Annotated in this window: 19 protein-coding genes and 1 pseudogene; 15 read left to right on the top strand and 5 right to left on the bottom strand. The window is 65.0% G+C overall.

Annotated features, from left to right (window positions below; translation table 11 throughout):
• Positions 1–39 precede the first annotated feature (39 nt).
• Positions 40–1,128, bottom strand: a complete 1,089-nt coding sequence (gene hrcA / locus IVB12_RS01630; protein ID WP_247294970.1) for a heat-inducible transcriptional repressor HrcA — start codon at positions 1,126–1,128, stop codon at positions 40–42.
• Between the two features lie 167 nt (positions 1,129–1,295).
• Here hrcA and rph point away from each other — a divergent pair, with 167 nt between their 5' ends.
• From rph to hemW, 3 genes are read left to right on the top strand one after another with little or no spacing between them, the layout of a single operon-like run.
• Complete coding sequence (gene rph / locus IVB12_RS01625) at positions 1,296–2,009, top strand: ribonuclease PH (RefSeq protein WP_247294968.1); 714 nt, start codon at positions 1,296–1,298, stop codon at positions 2,007–2,009.
• Positions 2,010–2,019: 10 nt separating this feature from the next.
• Positions 2,020–2,655, top strand: coding sequence for an RdgB/HAM1 family non-canonical purine NTP pyrophosphatase (gene rdgB / locus IVB12_RS01620; RefSeq protein ID WP_247294966.1), 636 nt, complete (start codon positions 2,020–2,022; stop codon positions 2,653–2,655).
• Positions 2,642–3,796, top strand: coding sequence for a radical SAM family heme chaperone HemW (gene hemW / locus IVB12_RS01615; RefSeq protein WP_247294964.1), 1,155 nt, complete (start codon positions 2,642–2,644; stop codon positions 3,794–3,796). The genes rdgB and hemW overlap by 14 nt, the downstream gene beginning before the upstream one ends.
• 4 nt (positions 3,797–3,800) lie before the next feature.
• Here the strand turns inward: hemW and IVB12_RS01610 are convergent, their stop codons facing one another.
• Entirely contained in the window at positions 3,801–5,021 is a 1,221-nt protein-coding gene (locus tag IVB12_RS01610; RefSeq protein WP_247294962.1) for a penicillin-binding protein activator, read from the bottom strand.
• A 337-nt stretch (positions 5,022–5,358) separates the two neighbouring features.
• Here IVB12_RS01610 and rsmI point away from each other — a divergent pair, with 337 nt between their 5' ends.
• The 7 genes from rsmI to IVB12_RS01575 all read left to right on the top strand — a co-directional run bounded on the left by rsmI (position 5,359) and on the right by IVB12_RS01575 (position 12,431).
• Positions 5,359–6,309, top strand: a complete 951-nt coding sequence (gene rsmI, locus IVB12_RS01605) for a 16S rRNA (cytidine(1402)-2'-O)-methyltransferase (protein ID WP_247294959.1) — start codon at positions 5,359–5,361, stop codon at positions 6,307–6,309.
• Positions 6,296–6,697, top strand: a complete 402-nt coding sequence (locus tag IVB12_RS01600; protein WP_247294957.1) for a YraN family protein — start codon at positions 6,296–6,298, stop codon at positions 6,695–6,697. The genes rsmI and IVB12_RS01600 overlap by 14 nt, the downstream gene beginning before the upstream one ends.
• Positions 6,698–6,707: 10 nt before the next feature.
• Positions 6,708–7,652 carry a glutathione synthase gene (gene gshB, locus IVB12_RS01595; RefSeq protein WP_247294955.1) on the top strand — a complete coding sequence of 315 codons (945 nt, stop codon included), beginning with the start codon at positions 6,708–6,710 and terminating at the stop codon, positions 7,650–7,652.
• 357 nt (positions 7,653–8,009) lie between these two features.
• Positions 8,010–8,822 carry a Flp pilus assembly protein CpaB gene (cpaB, locus tag IVB12_RS01590; RefSeq protein WP_247294952.1) on the top strand — a complete coding sequence of 271 codons (813 nt, stop codon included), beginning with the start codon at positions 8,010–8,012 and terminating at the stop codon, positions 8,820–8,822.
• Between the two features lie 13 nt (positions 8,823–8,835).
• Complete coding sequence (locus tag IVB12_RS01585) at positions 8,836–10,353, top strand: type II and III secretion system protein family protein (protein WP_247294949.1); 1,518 nt, start codon at positions 8,836–8,838, stop codon at positions 10,351–10,353.
• A 57-nt stretch (positions 10,354–10,410) separates the two neighbouring features.
• Positions 10,411–11,145: a CpaD family pilus assembly protein gene (locus IVB12_RS01580; protein WP_247294946.1), complete on the top strand. Its 735-nt coding sequence runs from the start codon at positions 10,411–10,413 to the stop codon at positions 11,143–11,145.
• Positions 11,142–12,431, top strand: coding sequence for an AAA family ATPase (locus tag IVB12_RS01575; RefSeq protein WP_247294944.1), 1,290 nt, complete (start codon positions 11,142–11,144; stop codon positions 12,429–12,431). The genes IVB12_RS01580 and IVB12_RS01575 overlap by 4 nt, the downstream gene beginning before the upstream one ends.
• A gap of 79 nt (positions 12,432–12,510) precedes the next feature.
• Here IVB12_RS01575 and IVB12_RS01570 read toward each other — a convergent pair whose 3' ends face one another.
• Together IVB12_RS01570 and IVB12_RS01565 are read right to left on the bottom strand one after the other, a co-directional pair.
• Positions 12,511–13,284 carry a tetratricopeptide repeat protein gene (locus IVB12_RS01570; RefSeq protein WP_247294942.1) on the bottom strand — a complete coding sequence of 258 codons (774 nt, stop codon included), beginning with the start codon at positions 13,282–13,284 and terminating at the stop codon, positions 12,511–12,513.
• Positions 13,285–13,364: 80 nt separating this feature from the next.
• Positions 13,365–13,610 (bottom strand): PilZ domain-containing protein, encoded by a 246-nt coding sequence (locus IVB12_RS01565; protein WP_018644993.1) that lies wholly within the window; start codon positions 13,608–13,610, stop codon positions 13,365–13,367.
• 228 nt (positions 13,611–13,838) lie between these two features.
• On the opposite strand from IVB12_RS01565, the pseudogene IVB12_RS01560 reads away from it, so the two are divergent.
• The 5 genes and pseudogenes from IVB12_RS01560 to IVB12_RS01540 form a co-directional block, all read left to right on the top strand.
• Positions 13,839–14,483 (top strand): annotated as a pseudogene (locus tag IVB12_RS01560) (magnesium chelatase domain-containing protein); the annotation flags it as partial.
• A 41-nt stretch (positions 14,484–14,524) separates the two neighbouring features.
• A complete protein-coding gene (locus tag IVB12_RS01555; protein WP_247294941.1) occupies positions 14,525–14,722 on the top strand; it encodes a hypothetical protein in 198 nt (65 codons plus the stop codon).
• Between the two features lie 10 nt (positions 14,723–14,732).
• Entirely contained in the window at positions 14,733–16,352 is a 1,620-nt protein-coding gene (locus tag IVB12_RS01550) for a recombinase family protein (RefSeq protein WP_247294939.1), read from the top strand.
• A 5-nt stretch (positions 16,353–16,357) separates the two neighbouring features.
• A complete protein-coding gene (locus IVB12_RS38295) occupies positions 16,358–16,798 on the top strand; it encodes a ParB N-terminal domain-containing protein (protein WP_247294937.1) in 441 nt (146 codons plus the stop codon).
• Between the two features lie 10 nt (positions 16,799–16,808).
• Positions 16,809–17,252, top strand: a complete 444-nt coding sequence (locus IVB12_RS01540) for a hypothetical protein (protein WP_247294935.1) — start codon at positions 16,809–16,811, stop codon at positions 17,250–17,252.
• Positions 17,253–17,408: 156 nt separating this feature from the next.
• Here the strand turns inward: IVB12_RS01540 and IVB12_RS01535 are convergent, their stop codons facing one another.
• Positions 17,409–17,720 carry a hypothetical protein gene (locus IVB12_RS01535; RefSeq protein WP_247294933.1) on the bottom strand — a complete coding sequence of 104 codons (312 nt, stop codon included), beginning with the start codon at positions 17,718–17,720 and terminating at the stop codon, positions 17,409–17,411.
• Positions 17,721–17,833: the final 113 nt, after the last annotated feature.

Below are 17,833 nucleotides of genomic sequence, written 5' to 3'. Positions count from 1 at the left end.
CTTGCGAAAATCAAGCGCCCGTGATCGGAGGAACGCCGATCAGCCCCCCAAAAGCCGACTGACGATGCGGGCGGCGTAGTCCACCGTCGGGATCACACGGGCATAATTCAGCCGCGTCGGGCCGATCACGCCGAGAACGCCGACGATATGGCCGGCGGCATCCCGATAGGGCGAGATGATGGTGGAGGAGCCTGACAGCGAGAACAGCTTGTTCTCACTCCCGATGAAAATTCGCACGCCTTCCGCGGTTTCGGCCCGGCCGAGCAGGTCGATCACGCCGCGCTTGGTCTCGAGATCATCGAACAACAGGCGCACCCGCTCGAGGTCCTCCAGCGCGTGCAGATCTTCCAGCAGATTGGCGTGGCCGCGGACGATGAGCTGGCGGTCCTCGTTCTCGCCCCCGGACCAGCTCGCGATGCCGGCCGCGATCACCTTTTGCGTCAGCTGATCGAGCTCGGCCCGGGCCTCGCCGAGCGCGGTCTCAAGCTCGAGCCGCGCCTCGGCCAGCGTGCGGCCGCGAATCCGTGCATTGAGGAAATTGCCGGCTTCGGTCAGCGCCGAGGAGGGAACTCCGGGCGGCAGCGTCAGCACGCGGTTTTCGACCTGGCCATCCTCGCCGACCAGGATCACCAGCGCTTTCTCTGGTTCCAGACGGACGAACTCGATGTGCTTGAGCCGTGCGTTGGATTTTGGCGTCAGCACGACCGCGGCGGCACGGGTCAGGCCCGACAGCCGCATCAAGGCCTGGTCCAGCGCTGCTTCGACCGATTGTGCCTGGCCGACCGACGAAAGCTGACTCTGGATGGATTGCCGCTCGGCCTCGGTGAGGTCGCCGACCTGCATCAGGGCGTCTACGAAGAAGCGCAGGCCGAGTTCCGTCGGCAGCCGGCCGGCGGAGGTATGGGGCGCATAGATCAGGCCGAGCTGTTCCAGGTCGGCCATGACGTTGCGGACCGAGGCCGGCGACAGCGGCATCGCGATCAGGCGCGAGATATTGCGCGAGCCCACCGGCTCACCGGTCGCGAGATAGCTTTCGACAATTTGACGAAAGATGTCGCGGGAACGCTCGTTGAGCTGGGCAAGGCCTGCGCGCGGCGCGATCAGATGGATCGGATCGTGATGGGCCACGGACGGTAACTCCTCTCAGATACTCGTAATTTGTCCATCCCGGACGCTTCTGACAAGCGTGGCGTTTGCGGGCCCGAAATCAGGGGTGAAAAAACCTTGCCGCCCACCCTCACCCCACCTACAAGCACCGCGAACAGCCTTTCCCGTGAGTTTTTGGAGGACTTCCCATGCGGCCAAGCCGCCGTGCGCCCGACGAATTGCGCCCCGTGACGCTGGAGCGCGGCGTGGTCAAATATGCGGAAGGCTCGTGCCTGGTGAAATTCGGCGACACTCATGTGCTGGTCACCGCCACGCTGGAAGACCGCCTGCCGCCGTGGCTGAAGGGCCAGGGGCGCGGCTGGGTCACCGCCGAATACGGCATGCTGCCGCGCGCGACCTCGGAACGCACCCGCCGCGAGGCCTCCGCCGGCAAGCAGAGCGGCCGTACCGTCGAGATCCAGCGCCTGATCGGCCGCAGCCTACGTACCATCGTCGATCTCGAAGCGCTCGGCGAGCGGCAGATCACGGTCGATTGCGACGTGCTCCAGGCCGACGGTGGCACCCGCACAGCCGCGATCACCGGCGCTTGGGTCGCACTTGCCGATTGCATCAACTGGATGAAGGCGCGCAACATGATCAAGTCCAATGTGCTGCGCGACAACGTCGCCGCGATCTCCTGCGGCATCTATAATGGCACGCCGGTGCTCGATCTCGACTATGCCGAGGATTCGGAAGCCCAAACCGATGCCAATTTCGTCATGACCGGCGATGGGCGCATCATCGAGGTGCAGGGCACCGCGGAACGCGAGCCGTTCAGCGAAACCGAGTTCCTGGCGCTGATGGCGCTGGCCCGCAAGGGCGTCGCGCGTCTGGTGGACTTGCAGAAACTGGCTGTGGCGTAGTCAATAGGCCATGCACCGCCGAATCACGGACAAGCTCGTTATCGCCACCCACAATCCCGGCAAGCTCGCCGAGATGCGGGAGCTGCTTGCGCCGTACGGCATCGAGGCGGTGTCGGCTGGTGAGCTCGGCTTGGCCGAGCCCGAAGAGACCGGTAACGATTTCCGCAGCAACGCCGCGATCAAGGCGGTCGCGGCGGCGCAGGCGACCAAGCTTGCCGCTTTCGCCGACGATTCCGGCATCGTGGTCGATGCGCTCGACGGCGCGCCCGGCATTTTCTCGGCGCGCTGGGCCGGGCCAAACAAAGACTTCGCAGCGGCGATGGCGCAGATCGAGCGCCTGCTCCAGGAGCGCGGCGCGACCACGCCCGACAAGCGCAAGGCCCATTTCGTCTCCGCGCTCTGCGTCGCCTGGCCCGACGATCATCGCGAAGAGGTCGAGGCGCGCGTCGACGGCACGCTGGTCTGGCCGCCGCGCGGCACCGCCGGCTTCGGCTACGATCCGATGTTTCTGCCCGATGGCCACAGCCGCACCTTCGGCGAGATGGAGAGCATCGAGAAGCACGGCCTGCCGCCGCTCGGCCTCGGCCTGTCGCATCGCGCCCGCGCCTTCGTGAAACTGGCGGAGATCTGCCTTGAGCCGCGCTAAGGAAGCCTTCGGCGTCTACGTGCACTGGCCGTTCTGCCTGTCGAAATGCCCCTATTGCGACTTCAACAGCCATGTCCGCCACGTCGCGATCGACGAGGCGCGCTTTGCATCCGCCTTCGCCCGCGAGATCGCAACCACGGCTGAGCGCGCACCCGGCCGTGAAGTGACCTCGATCTTCCTCGGCGGGGGCACGCCATCGCTGATGCAGCCCGCAACCGTCGGCGCGGTGCTCGATGCGATCGGCAAGCACTGGCATGTCGCAGGCGACGTCGAAGTGACGCTGGAGGCAAACCCGACCAGCGTCGAAGCCACACGCTTCGCCGGTTATCGTACCGCCGGCGTTAACCGCGTCTCGCTCGGCGTCCAGGCGCTCGACGATGCCTCCTTGAAGGCGCTCGGCCGCATGCACAGTGCGCGCGAGGCCCTCGATGCCGTCGCCATCGCGCGCCGTTCGTTCGACCGGTATTCGTTCGACCTGATCTACGCCCGCCCCGACCAGACGCCGGCGATGTGGGCGGACGAGCTGCGTCTCGCGATCGACGAAGCGGCCGAACATCTGTCGCTCTACCAATTGACGATCGAGGAAGGCACGCCGTTCTTCGGCCTGCACCAGGCCGGCAAATTGAAGACGCCGGACGAAGCGGTCGCGCGCGCGCTTTACGACGTGACGCAGGAGACCTGCGACAAGCTCGGCCTGCCCGCCTACGAGATTTCAAATCACGCGCGCCGCGGTGCCGAGTGCCGGCACAATCTGGTCTATTGGCGCGGCGAGGAATATGCCGGCATCGGTCCCGGCGCGCATGGCCGCCTCGACATCGATGGCATCAGGCACGCCACCGCCACCGAAAAGCGCCCCGAAGCCTGGCTGCTGCGGGTCGAGACCAACGGCGACGGCGTGGTCACCGACGAGCTCCTCAACAGCGAGGAGCGCGCCGACGAATTTTTGCTGATGGGATTGCGGCTGGCCGAGGGAATCGACCCTCAGCGCTACAAGGCTCTCTCCGGCCGCCCGCTCGACCCAAAGCGCATCGCTCTATTGCGCGAGGAAGGCGCAATCACGGTGGACGCCACGGGCCGGCTGCGCGTGACAAGCAGTGGCTTCCCCGTGCTGGATGCGGTGGTTGCGGATCTGGCAGCGTAACGCGCTACGCCCCAAAACTCTTCGGCGAGCCTGCCACCGCAACCCCGCCGCCGGTCGTCACCTTCATCACCGCAAGTCCTCGCTCGTTGGTGCCGTCGGGGCGGAAGCGGAACAGGCCGTCGATGCCGGCAAAGCCGGAGGGGTTGGTGAGCACGTCGGGCGAGAAGCGCGCCGTGCCTTGCGTGCGCGCGAGTGCGGCGACGAGGGCGACCGCGTCATAGGCGAGCGTTGCGGTGCGCACCGGCTCGGCGCCGTATTTGGTGCGGTAACGGCCGGAGAAGGCGCGGAAGCCGGCCGGATCCGGCGCGGCGTAGAGACCGCCTTGCAACGCGGCGCTGGCATAGACGCGCGGATTGTCCCACAGCCCGGTGCCGAGCAGCTGGATGTTGCGCAAATTCGCACCCGCCGCGGTCATCGCATCCGCCACTGAAACCACGGCATCGCCGTCGTCGGCAATGAACAGCGCGTCCGCACTTCCGAGCTGCTGCGCCACGGTTCGAGCTGGGGTGGCGCGGTCGGCGCCGTATTTCTCGAAGGCGACGATGCGCCCACCACGCCGCGGCACTGCCGCCTTCACGGCGGCTTCGACCACATTGCCATAGGCGTTGTCGGGCACGAGCACGGCGACGGAGCGCTTTCCGATGCTGGCAGAATATTCGACGATGCGGTTGACGTCGGACTCCGGCAGGAAGCTGAGCAGATAGACGCCGCGTCCGGCGATGCTGGAATCGGTCGAGAATGCCATCACCGAGATGCCGCGCGTGCGCGCGACCTGCGCCACCGCCGGCACCGATTGTGCGAACAATGGTCCCAGGATGATTTCGGCGCCCTCGTCGACCGCCTGCTGCGCGCCGGCTTGCGCGCCTTGCGGGCTGCCATTGTCGTCCTTGATCAGGAGCTGGATGTTCGGGTTCTGGAACTCGGCCAGCGCCATCTCGGCGGCGTTGCGCATGGATTGCGCCGCGAGGCCTGCATTGCCGGCCGCCGAGAGCGGCAGGATCACGGCGACCTTGACCCCGCCGGTGCCAGCGGTCGTGCCCTGTTGGGGCGGACCAGCCGGCTGCGCCGGTGGCGCGGAGCTGGAGAACTGGCTGAGACTCTGCTGCACGCCGGCGCAGGCCGACAGCAGGGGGGCGCCGAGCAACAGGCCAAGCGCGCTCCGGCGGGTTGCCCCGGGCCATCGGGGCGCCGGACCGGAAGACTTCGAACTAGACGGGCCCACCATCGCAGTTTCTCTTCCGACCGGCCGTTGCCAGCCGGTCACCACATTGCTCCACGACGCAAGCCGCGGATTCAGGCATATTGTCGGCAAACAGTTAACCAAAACAAAAGGATAATCGCCACTTAACGCGACCGCCCTCCTATGCTGGCCAACCGCTGGCCGTCACTTACGCAGCATCAAGGGAGGTTTCCGTCGCGAATATGGCGCGAGGGCCTTGCTCCCGCGCAACGTGACCCCGCATTGATCACATTCCCGTCCGTTCCTCGCCCCTCACCTCGGCACGATCTTTTTCGAAGAGCTGGTTCCCAGCCCTGCGGATCGTGCCTAAGTTGACTTCATTATGCGCGCAAAGCCGGCCCCGATAAATACGCCTGAAGCTCAAGACGCCACCTTGCGCGGCTTCTCCATCGACGCCCATCGGCTTGCGGTGGCGAAGGCCGCGCCGGGCCTGCATCTGGTCGCGACCCCCATCGGCAATCTCGGTGACATCACCCTGCGTGCGCTTCAGACGCTCGCCGGCGTCGACGTCATCGCCTGCGAGGACACCCGCATCACGCGGCGCCTGACCGAGCGTTACGCCATCGCAGCGCAGCTCAAACAATATCATGAGCACAACGCGGAAGCCGCGCGTCCGAAGATCCTGGAGGCGCTTGCCGCAGGCGGCTCGGTCGCGCTGGTGTCCGATGCCGGGACGCCGCTGATCTCCGATCCCGGCTTCAAGCTGGTGCGCGAGGTCTGCGCCGCCGGCCATGCGGTCTATGCGCTGCCCGGTCCCTCCTCGGTGCTGGCGGCGCTGTCGGTCGCGGCGCTGCCGACCGACCGCTTTTTCTTCGAGGGCTTCTTGCCGTCGAAATCGGCGGCGCGCAGGTCGCGCCTTGTTGAGCTGGCTCGCATCGATGCGACACTGGTGATGTTCGAATCCGGCAACCGCGTGCAGGACGCGCTCGCCGATCTCGCCGAGATTATGGGGACGCGCCAAGCCGCGATCTGCCGCGAGCTGACCAAACTGCATGAGGAGATTTCGCGCGCAACATTGAGCGAGCTGGCTCGCGAGGCGGATACGCTGGAGACGCGCGGCGAGTTCGTGCTGGTGATCGCCCCACCTGCGGTCGACGCCGAGGTGCTGACGTCGGATGCGCTGGACCAGCTCCTGCGCGAGCAGCTGGCCGCGCACAGCGTCAAGGATGCCGTGGCGCATGCGGTCGCACTCTCGGGCCGCCCGCGGCGCGAGGTCTATGCCCGCGCGCTCGAGCTCGCAAAAGACCTGCGGGGCGGCGATGGCGAAGACTGAGGTCCCGGCGGAACCGAAAGTCGCCTCGCCCGAGCGCATCGCCGCGTTCCGAACCGGCATCTCCGCCGAGAGCCGCGCCGCCGCCTATCTGATGGCCAAGGGCTACCGCATCCTCGCCAAACGTTATCGCACCCCGCATGGCGAGATCGACATCGTGGCGCGCCGCCGTAATTTGATCGCCTTCGTCGAGGTCAAGGCGCGCGCGACGCTGGATGACGCCGCCTTCGCGGTGACGCCGCGCCAGCAGCAGCGCATCATCGACGCCGCGCAAGGCTGGCTCGTAGCGCATCCCGAGCATGCCGAATTGGAATTGCGATTCGACGCCATGCTGATTGCGCCGCGATCACTTCCACGCCATTTGTTGGCGGCATTCGACGCCTCGACCTGAAAGGCAGACCATGAAACTCAACGTCGCCGTCCAGATGGACCCCATCGCCCGCATCAACATCAAGGGCGATTCCACCTTTGCGCTGCTCCTGGAGGCACAGAAGCGCGGCCATGGCCTGTCCTATTACACCCCCGACAAGCTCTCGATGGTGGGCGAGGAGATCGTCGCTCCGGTTCAGCTCCTCACCGTGCGCGACGAGCCGGGCGATCATTTCACGCTCGGCGAGCCCAGGCGCGAAGCGCTCAACGGCTTTGACGTGGTGCTGCTCCGCCAGGACCCGCCGTTCGATCTCGCCTACATCACCTCGACGCATTTTTTGGAGCGCATCCATCCGAAGACGCTGGTCGTCAACGATCCCGCCTCGGTGCGGAACGCGCCGGAAAAGTTGTTCGTGATGAACTTTCCGCAGCTGATGCCGCCGACCCTGATCTCGCGCGACTTAGATGAGATCAATGCGTTTCGCGACAAGCACGGCGCCGTCGTGATGAAGCCGCTGCACGGCCATGGCGGCGCCGCGGTGTTCCGCGTGATGCCGCAGGACATGAATTTCGGCTCGCTGTTCGACATGTTCTCGGTGACGTTCAGAGAGCCCTGGGTGATCCAGCAGTTCATTCCCGAGGTGAAGCACGGCGACAAGCGCATCATCCTCGTCAACGGCGAGTTCGCCGGCGCCGTAAACCGTGTGCCGGCCGCGGACGACCTCCGCTCCAACATGGTGCGCGGCGGCGCGGCGCAGGAGACCGAGCTCACCCCGCGCGAGCGCGAGATCTGCGCCACCGTCGGTCCGGCGCTGCGCGAGCGCGGCCTCCTGTTCGTCGGCATCGACGTCATCAACGGCAATCTCACCGAGATCAACGTCACCTCGCCGACCGGCATCCGCGCCATCGCGCGGCTCGGTGGGCCGGACGTGGCGGCGAAGATATGGGACGCGATCGAAGCGAAGCGGGCGAAGTAAGGGCTGTGGACGCGCAATCTCCCCGAGCTAGCTCGTCCAGGCGAAGGACGGACGACATCCTTTGGTGTTGCGCGCGGCCCACCTCATTGACAGCCCCGCCGCTGCACGTGCTCACATCACTAACCACCCGTTCACCATGACGCCGCACCGGTCATGCGAACGAATAGGCTGGCTTGCGTAAATCTACGGGGCCGCTGGCCGGTTGAATAACGCCACGTTCACCATCAGCCGAAAACCAGCACCGTCACTGGCCATCACATCCGGCCTCGCAACACCCCTTATACTTTTACTCCCTACTCATCGACAGGGGGGACCCGCCACGTGCGGTTCGAGTGCCCCGCGTATGAGTAGAAGCGTATGAATACCGCACGCCTTGTCGTTCTCGTCATCGCGCTCGCTGCCGGCGGCGTCGCTGCGTATCTGGCGAGCGGCTATCAGAATGCGCCCGCGCCCGTTCTGCCCGTCACCGAGAAACTGCCGACCGTCGAGGTTCTCGTCGCGAAAACCGACATCGGGCTCGGCCAGGCCGTGAAGCCCGAGGACCTGCAATGGCAGGTCTGGCCGGCAGCGACGGCGAGCAATGCGTTCATTCGCCGCGACAGCAGGCCCGAGGCGCAGACCCAGATCGCCGGCTCGATCGCGCGCGTGCCGTTGATGCAGGGCGAGCCGATCCGCGAGCAGAAGCTGGTCAGGGCCGAAGGCTCCGGCTTCATGGCTGCGATCCTGCCCTCCGGCATGCGGGCCGTATCCACCGAAATTTCAGCCGAGACCGGCGCCGGCGGCTTCATCCTGCCGAACGACCGCGTCGACATCGTGCTGACCCGCCGCCTGAAGAATCCCGACACCAACGGATCGACCGGCGGCAACGATCTGATCGTGTCCGAGGTCATCCTGACCAACATCCGCGTGCTCGCGATCGACCAGGCGCCGAAGGAAAAGGACGGCCAGACCGCCGTGATCGGCAAGACCGTCACGCTCGAGCTCAAGCCCGACCAGGTCGCCACGCTGTCGGCTGCGCGCCAGGGCGGCACGCTCCAGCTCGCGCTGCGGAGCATCGTCGATGCCAACGCAGTCGACGGGTCGCCCGAGGACCAGGCGGTCAAGCGTCCCGGTGGCGTGAACGTAATTCGTTATGGCGTGCAGGCGCGCCAACTGACGTCACAGAAGTGATGATGGGGACAGTATGAACTACGGGGATGATCGGACGGGCCTGCGCATTCGGGGGAAGCGCGCGCGCTCGTTCTTGGCGGGGACGATGCTGCTGCTGGGGCTGCTCGCAGCCTCCGACCGGCTCAGTGCCGCGGATGCCCCGGTCGGCGATCAGGCACCGATGCAGGCGCCTGATCTCGGTGTGTCCTCGGTCGCGACGATCGCGCCGGCGCGGACGCGCTTTCTGTCGCTCGGCGTCGGCAAGTCCGTCGTCATCGACCTGCCGCGCGAGGTCAAGGACGTGCTGGTGGCCGATCCCAAGATCGCCAATGCCGTAATCCGCTCGGCGCAGCGCGCCTATATCATCGGCGGCCAGGTCGGCCAGACCAACGTGGTGTTCTTCACCGCCGACGGCCAGCAGGTCGCCTCCTACGACATCGCGGTGAAGCGCGACCTCAACGGCATGCGCACCGCGCTGCGCCAGTCGCTGCCGGGCGTGCAGATCGAAGGCATCGGCGACAGCGTGATGCTGACCGGCTCGGTCTCGAGCCCGGTCGAGGCACAGCAGGCGGGCGACGTCGCCGCAAAGCTCGTCGGCGGCTCGGACAAGGTCGTCAACAACATCGTCGTTCGCGGCCGCGACCAGGTGATGCTCAAGGTCGTGGTCGGCGAAGTGCGCCGCGATATCGTCAAGCAGCTGGGCGTCGATCTCAGCGCCAGCCTGAACGCCGGCACCGCGGTGGTGAATTTCAACAATTCCAACCCGTTCTCGGTCTCAGGCGGCCCTCTCGTCAGCAGCAACGGGCTCGGTGTTACCGGACTCGCAAAAGGCGTGGCCACCGTCAACGCCACGATGCGCGCGATGGAAAGCGCCGGCGTCATGCGCACGCTCGCCGAGCCGAGCCTAACCGCGATCTCCGGCGAGTCCGCCACCTTCATCGCCGGCGGTGAATTCCCGATTCCGGCCGGCTATTCCTGCGATCCGGTCACCCACGTCTGTACCACCCAGATCACCTATAAGAAGTTCGGCATCTCCCTGAACTTCACGCCGGTCGTGCTGAGCGAAGGACGTATCAGCCTGCGCGTGATGACCGAAGTCTCGGAGCTGTCGAATCAGAACGCCATCTCGGTGACGCAGGCGGTGTCCGCGGGCCAGACTAGCTCGATCACCATTCCCTCGGTTCAGACCCGCCGCGCCGAAACGACACTGGAAATTCCCTCCGGCGGCTCGATGGCGATGGCCGGCCTGATCCAGCAGCAGACCAAGCAGGCGATCAACGGCCTGCCCGGCGTGGACCAGGTGCCGATCATCGGCGCGCTGTTCCGCAGCCAGGACTTCGTCAACAACGAAACCGAGTTGATGGTGATCGTGACGCCCTATGTGGTGCGCGCCGTCGCCCAGAAGGAATTGTCGCGGCCCGACGACGGTTTCGCGCCGGCTTCCGACGCGCAGACGGCGCTGCTCGGCCGCATGAACCGCCTTTATGGCATCACGCGCCGCGTCGATCCCATCAACGGCACGCCCGGCGATTTCGGCTTCATCATCGATTGACGACGAGCGGACGGCCTGGGGACCGGAGCAGAAACGGGGCAAGAGGGGAATCAAGCGATGACGAGGACGATAGCCGACCGACGCCGCCCTTTGAGCGTCGCGCTGGTGCTGACGGGGCTGTCCGTCATGCTGGGCGCGTGCAACACCACCGGTGAAATCGTCACTCAGACAGTGCCGACCGACTATCGCCAGCGCCACCCGATCGCGGTGCAGGAGGGTAGGCGCTCGATCGTGATCTTCGTCGGCAAGGCGCGCGGCGGCCTCTCGGCCGCGCAGCACGCCGATGTCGCTGGCATTGCCCGGGATTGGATGCGCGAAGGCACCGGCTCCGTCGTCGTCGACGTGCCCGTCGACACCGCGAATTCGCGTGCCGCGGCGGCGACTTATCGAGAAATTCGTTCCGCGCTCGCATCCGGCGGCGTGCCCTCGCACGCCATCCTCCAGCATCCCTATCGTCCCGAAGACCCCGGCCTCCTGCCGACGATCCGGCTGAGCTATTCCAAACTCAGCGCGGTGGCCGGACCCTGCGGGTTGTGGCCGGAAGACGTTGGTCCGAACATCCTCGACCCCGGCTACAATGAGAACCGGCCGTATTTCAATCTGGGCTGCGCCAGCCAGCGCAACCTCGCGGCCATGATCGACAATCCCGCCGACCTCGAGCAGCCGCGCGCCGAGACGCCCGCCTACACCGCACGGCGCGACATCGCCTTCGACCGCTATCGCAAGGGCTCGACGACCGCGACTTCCTATCCCGAGGCCGACAAGGCCAAACTTAGCGACACCGGCAAATGACTGGCATCCACGACGAAGAAGCGGACGATCCGCGGCACCCCGACGAACACATTGCACCGGTTCCTCGCATCTCGGTGCAGGCCTTTTGCGAGACCGAGCAGACGCTCGCCGCGGTGACCGCGGCGGGGGAGGATCGGCGGCTCGCCAAGGCGCATCTCACCGCCAGGGACGGTGGTCTCGCTGCGGCAATCGAAGTCTATGAAACGATGCCGACGCCGAACGTGATCGTGATCGAATCCGACGGCACGCGTGACATCCTGGAGGGGCTCGACGACCTCGCCGGCGTCTGCGACCCCGGCACCCGCGTCGTGGTGATCGGCAATCCCAACGACACCGCGCCCTATCGCGAGCTGGTCCGCCGCGGCGTCAACGACTACGTGGTCGGGCCAGTCGAAACCCTCGACGTCGTCCGCTCGATCTGTAGCCTGTTCTCGGCATCCGAAGCCATCATCACCGGCCGCGTCATCGCGGTGGTCGGCGCCAAGGGCGGCGTCGGCGCGTCCACCGTTGCGCACAATGTGGCCTGGACCATCGCCCGCGACCTCGCGCTCGATTCCGTCGTGATCGATCTCGACCTCGCCTTCGGTACTGCGAGCCTCGACTACAATCAGGATCCGCTGCAGGGCATCGCCAACGCGGTGCTATCGCAGGACCGGCCCGACACGGCGCTGATGGAGCGCCTGCTTGCCAAATGCACCGAGCGCCTCAGCCTGCTGGCGGCCCCCGCGACGCTCGACCGCGTCTACGATTTCGGCGCCGAAGCTTTTGATGCGGTGTTCGACACGCTGCGCATGACCACGCCCTGCATCGTGCTCGACGTACCCCACCAATGGTCGGGCTGGACGCGGCGGGCGCTGGTCAACGCCGACGACATCGTGATCGTGGCCGAGCCCGATCTCGCCAATTTGCGCAACACCAAGAACATGCTGAGCGTGCTCAAGGCGGCGCGCCCGAACGACCGGCCGCCGCTGTACTGTCTCAACCAGGTCGGCATGCACAAGCGCGCGGAGATCGAGGTCAAGGCTTTCGCCAAAACCATGGAGAGCCAGCCGCTCGCGGTGATCCCGTTCGATTCGAAGCTGTTCTCGACCGCCGCCAACAACGGCCAGATGATCGCGGAGATCTCCAAGAGCCACCGCACCACCCTTCTGTTCCAGAACATGGCCAACCGCCTCGCCGGCCGCGGCGAGGTGAAGAAGCCGAGGCGCTCGCTGCTCGGCCCGCTGCTGAAGAAGCTGAAGGGCAGGTCGGGCCGCGGATCCGCCCCGCATCGCAAGGCGTCGTAGGGGCTGGACGCGTTTTCGAGCGACGGATCCGGGTTCGCGTCAAGAAAGCGCGCCAAAAACGAGATCTAAACGGCGCGGGCTATTTGTCCGCCCGCTGCTGCTTCTTCGCCAGCAATTGCCGCAGCGCCGTGACCTTTGCCGCCGCCTGATCCGGCGGCAGGTCGGTCCTCACGATAGCCTCGGCCTCGGCCTGCTTTCCTTCCAGTCCCAGCACCAGCGCGAGATTGGCGCGCACGCGGGAATCGGCGGGATTGCGCTCGTGCGCGCGGCGCATCGTTTCCTCCGCCCGCGGCAGATTGTTCTGGAGCATGTAAGACAGGCCGAGATTGGACAAAACCTGCGGCTCGTCGGGCACGATCTTCAAGGCGGTCGCATAATATTGCTGCGCCTCCTCATTGCGGCCGAGCTGATCGAGCGCCGCGCCCTGCGCCGACAGGATGCGCCAGTCCGGATCCTCGGGCGTATGCGCTCGGCCGAGGACGTCGAAGGCCTGCTGGAAATTGCCGTTGTCAGCGAGCGCGCGGCCATAGCCGGCGAGCAATGCCTTGTTGCTGGGATGGCCGAGCACGGCCTGCTCCATCACCGCGACCGCCTGCGCCCGCTGGCCGCTATCGCGCAGCGCCTTGCCATAGGCGAGCACAACGCCGGGATCACCGGGCGTGGCGCGATAGCGTTCGCGCAAGGTGTCCATGTCCGGCTTGGCGTCGGCCTTCACACTGGCTTCAGATCTGACGCCGAGCGCGCCGGTGACATCCTCGATGCCATTGGTCTGGCAGCCGGCGAGGACAAGCACCATCAACGCGGGAAGCAGGAATTTCGCCGAAGGAGAGGCGGGAGACGGACGCTTGGACATACTCTGATCACTCGGCGACTGATCAGAGATGCTTACCCATTAACGCTAAAGCCCCGTTAAGGAGGCGCGACCATTAAGGTCTAATCGACGAACTCCGCGCCGAACTCGCAGCCGATGCGCCAGCGCAGGCGGCATTGGCGGGAATAATCGGGCGCGAAGATGATGGTGAATTGCGGCGGCACTTCCAGGAATTCCGCCACCACTTTCACGCCGCCATCCGAGATATCCGTGATCGTGCAGTCGCGCGGCAGCGAGCCCGCGCCAAAATGGATTTTGGCGAGCCGGCTGCATACCCGACGTTCGCTTCTCCGGCGATTTGCAAGCATTTGAATTCTTCACCCGTTAGACCACGGCCCATCCCGCAAGCGTAGGAGTAGCGGACATTCGTTGGAATGTGCTGAGGGGAGCCGCTCGCATTCGAGGCGTAGTGTCCGCTTCACGTTTACGATCGGATAGTACTTTTGTCGGTCCTTGGACATGTTCCTGTATTGTTCTTGCGCAAGGCGCCCGGCTCTGCTACCCCTAATTGCGCGAAAGGGCAGGCTGGTTCGAGCATGGTTCAGCGGGTTTCTACCGTCGCCTTTGAGGGGATTGAGGCCCGTGCGGTCGACGTGCAGGTGCAGGTCGCCCCAGGGCTGCCGGCCTTCGCCATCGTCGGCCTGCCGGACAAGGCGGTGTCGGAGGCACGCGAGCGGGTGCGTTCGGCCCTGATCGCCTCGGGGCTGGCGCTGCCGGCGCGGCGGATCATCGTCAATCTGGCCCCGGCCGACCTGCCCAAGGAGGGCAGCCATTACGACCTGCCGATCGCGCTCGGGCTGATGGCGGCGATCGGCGCGATCCCGCCCGATGCACTGGCTGGCTTCACCGTTCTCGGCGAGCTCGGCCTCGACGGATCGATTGCGCCGGTCGCAGGTGTCCTGCCCGCCGCGATCGGCGCCAATGCGCGCGAGGAGGGCCTGATCTGCCCGGCAGCCTGCGGCTCGGAGGCGGCCTGGGCGAGCCCGGACATCCAGATCATCGCCGCACAATCACTCATTCAGATCGCCAACCATTTCAAGGGCACGCAGGTGCTGTCGCGGCCCTCGCCGAAGGTGCATGAGGCCGCCGCCTCGTCCCTCGACCTGCGCGATATCAAGGGCCAGGAGAGCGCCAAGCGGGCGCTCGAGATCGCAGCCGCGGGCGGACATCACCTGCTCATGTGATTGTCTCGGTGCCCACGATGGGCTAACTGGAGACAACCATGAACCGCATCACCATCGCAGCCCGCCACCGCATCGTCACCGCAGCCATCCAGTTCAGTTGGGCCGTGCAGAGCGCAGGGCAGCGCAAGCAAGCCCTTGGGGACCGCATGGAGGCTTGGGCGCACCGCCGAGCCGTTCGGTGGGGCTGCGTCGATGACGTTCTAGCAACCATCACCACAGAAACCTTGGGCCGCTGAGGGACGCGCGATGGACGCCCAGCGGCAACCTAAAGCCTACAGCTATAAGCGCTTCTCGACGCCAGCTCAGGAGCAGGGTGACAGCCTGCGCAGGCAGACAGCTATGGCGCAGGCATGGGCGGACCGCATGGGCGTCTTGCTCGACACCGAGCTGAACCTTACGGACAAGGGCGTGTCAGCCTACACGGGCGCTAACCGGGACGTAGGCAATCTCAAGACGTTCCTCACGGCGGTTGAGGATGGCACGGTTCCACAGGGATCGTGGTTGTTGGTTGAAAGCCTTGACCGTTTGAGCCGAGAGCCCGCCGTAGACGCCTCGTCTCATATGCAAGGGATCATTCGCGCGGGCGTGACGGTTGTAGACCTCTCGGACGATGGGGGGCTTGGCCGCGAGTACAACATGGAGACCCTGCGGAGCCCAGACGGCCTAATGTACCTTATGGCGATGCTACTTTCATTTGCCAGAGGCAACCAAGAGAGCACGCTCAAGGGCACGCGGGTAGCCGAGAAATACGCCGAGAAGCGCAGGACCTTCGCCAGCGATCAGAAGATCACGAAGCCGTACACCCGCAGGCTCCCCGCGTGGATACGGTGGCGCGACGAGGTCTCGGCCTATGAGCTGATTGAAGAACGAGCCACGTTGCTGCGGTGGATGTTCGAGATGGCGGACGACGGCATGGGAGAATACAGCATCGCCGCGCACCTCAATGACACCAAGGAAGACACGTGGGGCGCAGGGAAATGGAAGGCGGCGCACTGGCACCGCAGCTACATCCGTAAGCTCCTAACTAACAAAGCAGCCATTGGCGTCTTCGTGCCACATCGTGTGGTGAAGGTTGAAGGTCAGCGCACCAAGCAACGCATTCCGCAGGAGCCCATTGCCCATAGGTTCCCTCCCGCCGTAGAGCGAGAGCTGTTTGAACGCGTGAACGCCCGCCTGAGCACCACCGGGGCGCGCGGGAAGAACGCCAAAGCCCCAGTGCGGTCCATCTTCGCGGGCATCATGAAATGTCAGCACTGCAAAGGCACCGTGACTAGGATCAACAAGGGAGACCACGTGTATCTTGTCTGCGCAGCGGCACACGCGAAGGCGGGGACGTGCAAATACGAGAGCGTGCCCTATGCCGAGGCCGTTAGTAGCTTCAGGCTCCGCTTGCTTGGGACGCTAGACGATGCGCCGACCGGCAATAACACCGCTGGAATGGACGCCCGCATAGATATGTTGAAGGGCAACGTGGACGCAGGCGGAGACTTGGTGGAAGAGCTGCTCGAGCTGACCATTTCGGATCGGAGCGCAGCGGCGCGCAACAAGCTACGAGCTACCGAGCGTGAACTGGAAGGTTACCGGGAAGAGCTGAGAGAATTGCTGGAGCGCAGGGACGCCCTCAAGAGCGCCAACGTCAAGAAGCGATTGGCCGCCGTGGAGAAGGCGCTCACGCGTGATCCTATGGACACTGAGGAGGCCAACAAGGCACTCCGGGGGGCTGTGAGCAAGATGGTGATGAGGCCGCAGGAAGCGCGATTGGACATCTGGTGGCACCACACGGAGACCCCGCAGGAGACGCACTTCATGACGAGCCGCTTCGATTGGGAAGCCAACGAGATTGAAGACGTGAAGGAAGAGGACTGAGCCGAGTGGCTAAGAAGAATAAGCAACGGAAGCGCACGTTCACCCGCAGTGACATCAAGACGCCCACAGACACCTATGAGAGCATTGCAGACCTTGAGGCCCGATTGCAGTCCGAGGGACAGCCTGCGCTCCCTGAGAACGCCAGCGCAGGTGTGGTGCTGGAGCGGGACAATATTAGGGTCGCGGAGAAGGCCTTCCAGTGGCGGCGACCGAGGCGCAACATGGTGCCAAGGCATGATGTCATCTACGACATGGCAAGGGCGTTGCGTGACGGGTTTAAACTGCCGCAGATCACGGTCTTCGCTGTGGGAGCCGCGTTCTACGTGATTGATGGCCACCACCGCCTAGCGGCTTATGACACAGCCAGTGTGCAAAATTCCAGCCAGAGTGTTCACGGGGACACTGGAGGAGGCAGAACGCTTTGCCCTGCGGAGCAACTCTCGTGACAAAATTCCGATGGGGAAGGCTGACAAGCTGGAGGCGGCGTGGAGACTTGTGAGGCAGGACAAGGCGGTGGATAGCATCGCCAGCATCGCGAAGGATGCCGGTATCGCCCAGAGCACCGTGAGCAACATGAGGGCTGTGTTGCGGAAGCTGAGGGAGCTTGACGTGCCTACGGAGGACATTGGGGAGATGTCTTGGAATAGGGCGCGCGGGCGAGCGCAGGGAATTACCGAGAACGCAGAGCTTGAGGACGGGAGAGAGGCTGAAGCTCAGAAGCTTGTTGATGACATTGCGCGAGCAAAGCTGGGAGGGCGACTGACCAAGAACCCAGACATCACCGCTATTGCGTTGGCCAAGCTGAACGATGGGCTCCCACAGGCGCTCATGGCCGAATGGATGGAACCTGCTGAGGTCGCGTACGACCCGGATGACAAAACGCCGGACTATGACTTCTGAGCGCCCCCAAACACTACACTCCCCATTTGGGGAGGCAGCGGGTTAAACCCCGCGTGGGACCAGTTTATATCAAGACGGGACATGCACATACGCGCCTCAGTTCCGGGTGTGGCAAATATATTACAAAGCGGGAGGGATGGTTGGGCCGGGCAATGGCTAGAAGAGCTGGCCGCCCGGCGTGCACCTTCCAGCCATACTCCAGTCCAGGTGGCTGGACTGCCCCGCGTACATCTTCCGCTTTTCCTCGGGCGTCATAGACACCAGAGAAATCTTGCCGGACAGCCTATCAAGCGTTCCCGTCGTATAGGCCTCGTTGGTGTCGGCCTCGAACCAGAGCATGGCCTCATTGACTTTCACGATAGGGAACGTCCGCTGCAACAACGGAACCACGAAGCGTCGGCCCTCCAGATCGAGGCGCGCTCCGGAAGTCGAGGGTTCAGTCGTCACGCCTTGGGTCGAGATGGACACCGAGCATACGAGCGAGACCGGTTGGGCGAGGGCGGATGAGCTGAGAACCGCGAGGAGGAGGGCAAGGCGAAGCTGCATCTGAGCACGGTAGCCGCGCCCCGAAGAACCGCAAA

The sequence above is a fragment of the Bradyrhizobium sp. 179 genome (assembly GCF_023073535.1).
In the GTDB taxonomy this organism is placed as follows: domain Bacteria; phylum Pseudomonadota; class Alphaproteobacteria; order Rhizobiales; family Xanthobacteraceae; genus Bradyrhizobium.
Note: the sequence above shows the minus strand (reverse complement) of the source record. Positions and strands in the feature narration are given on the sequence as shown.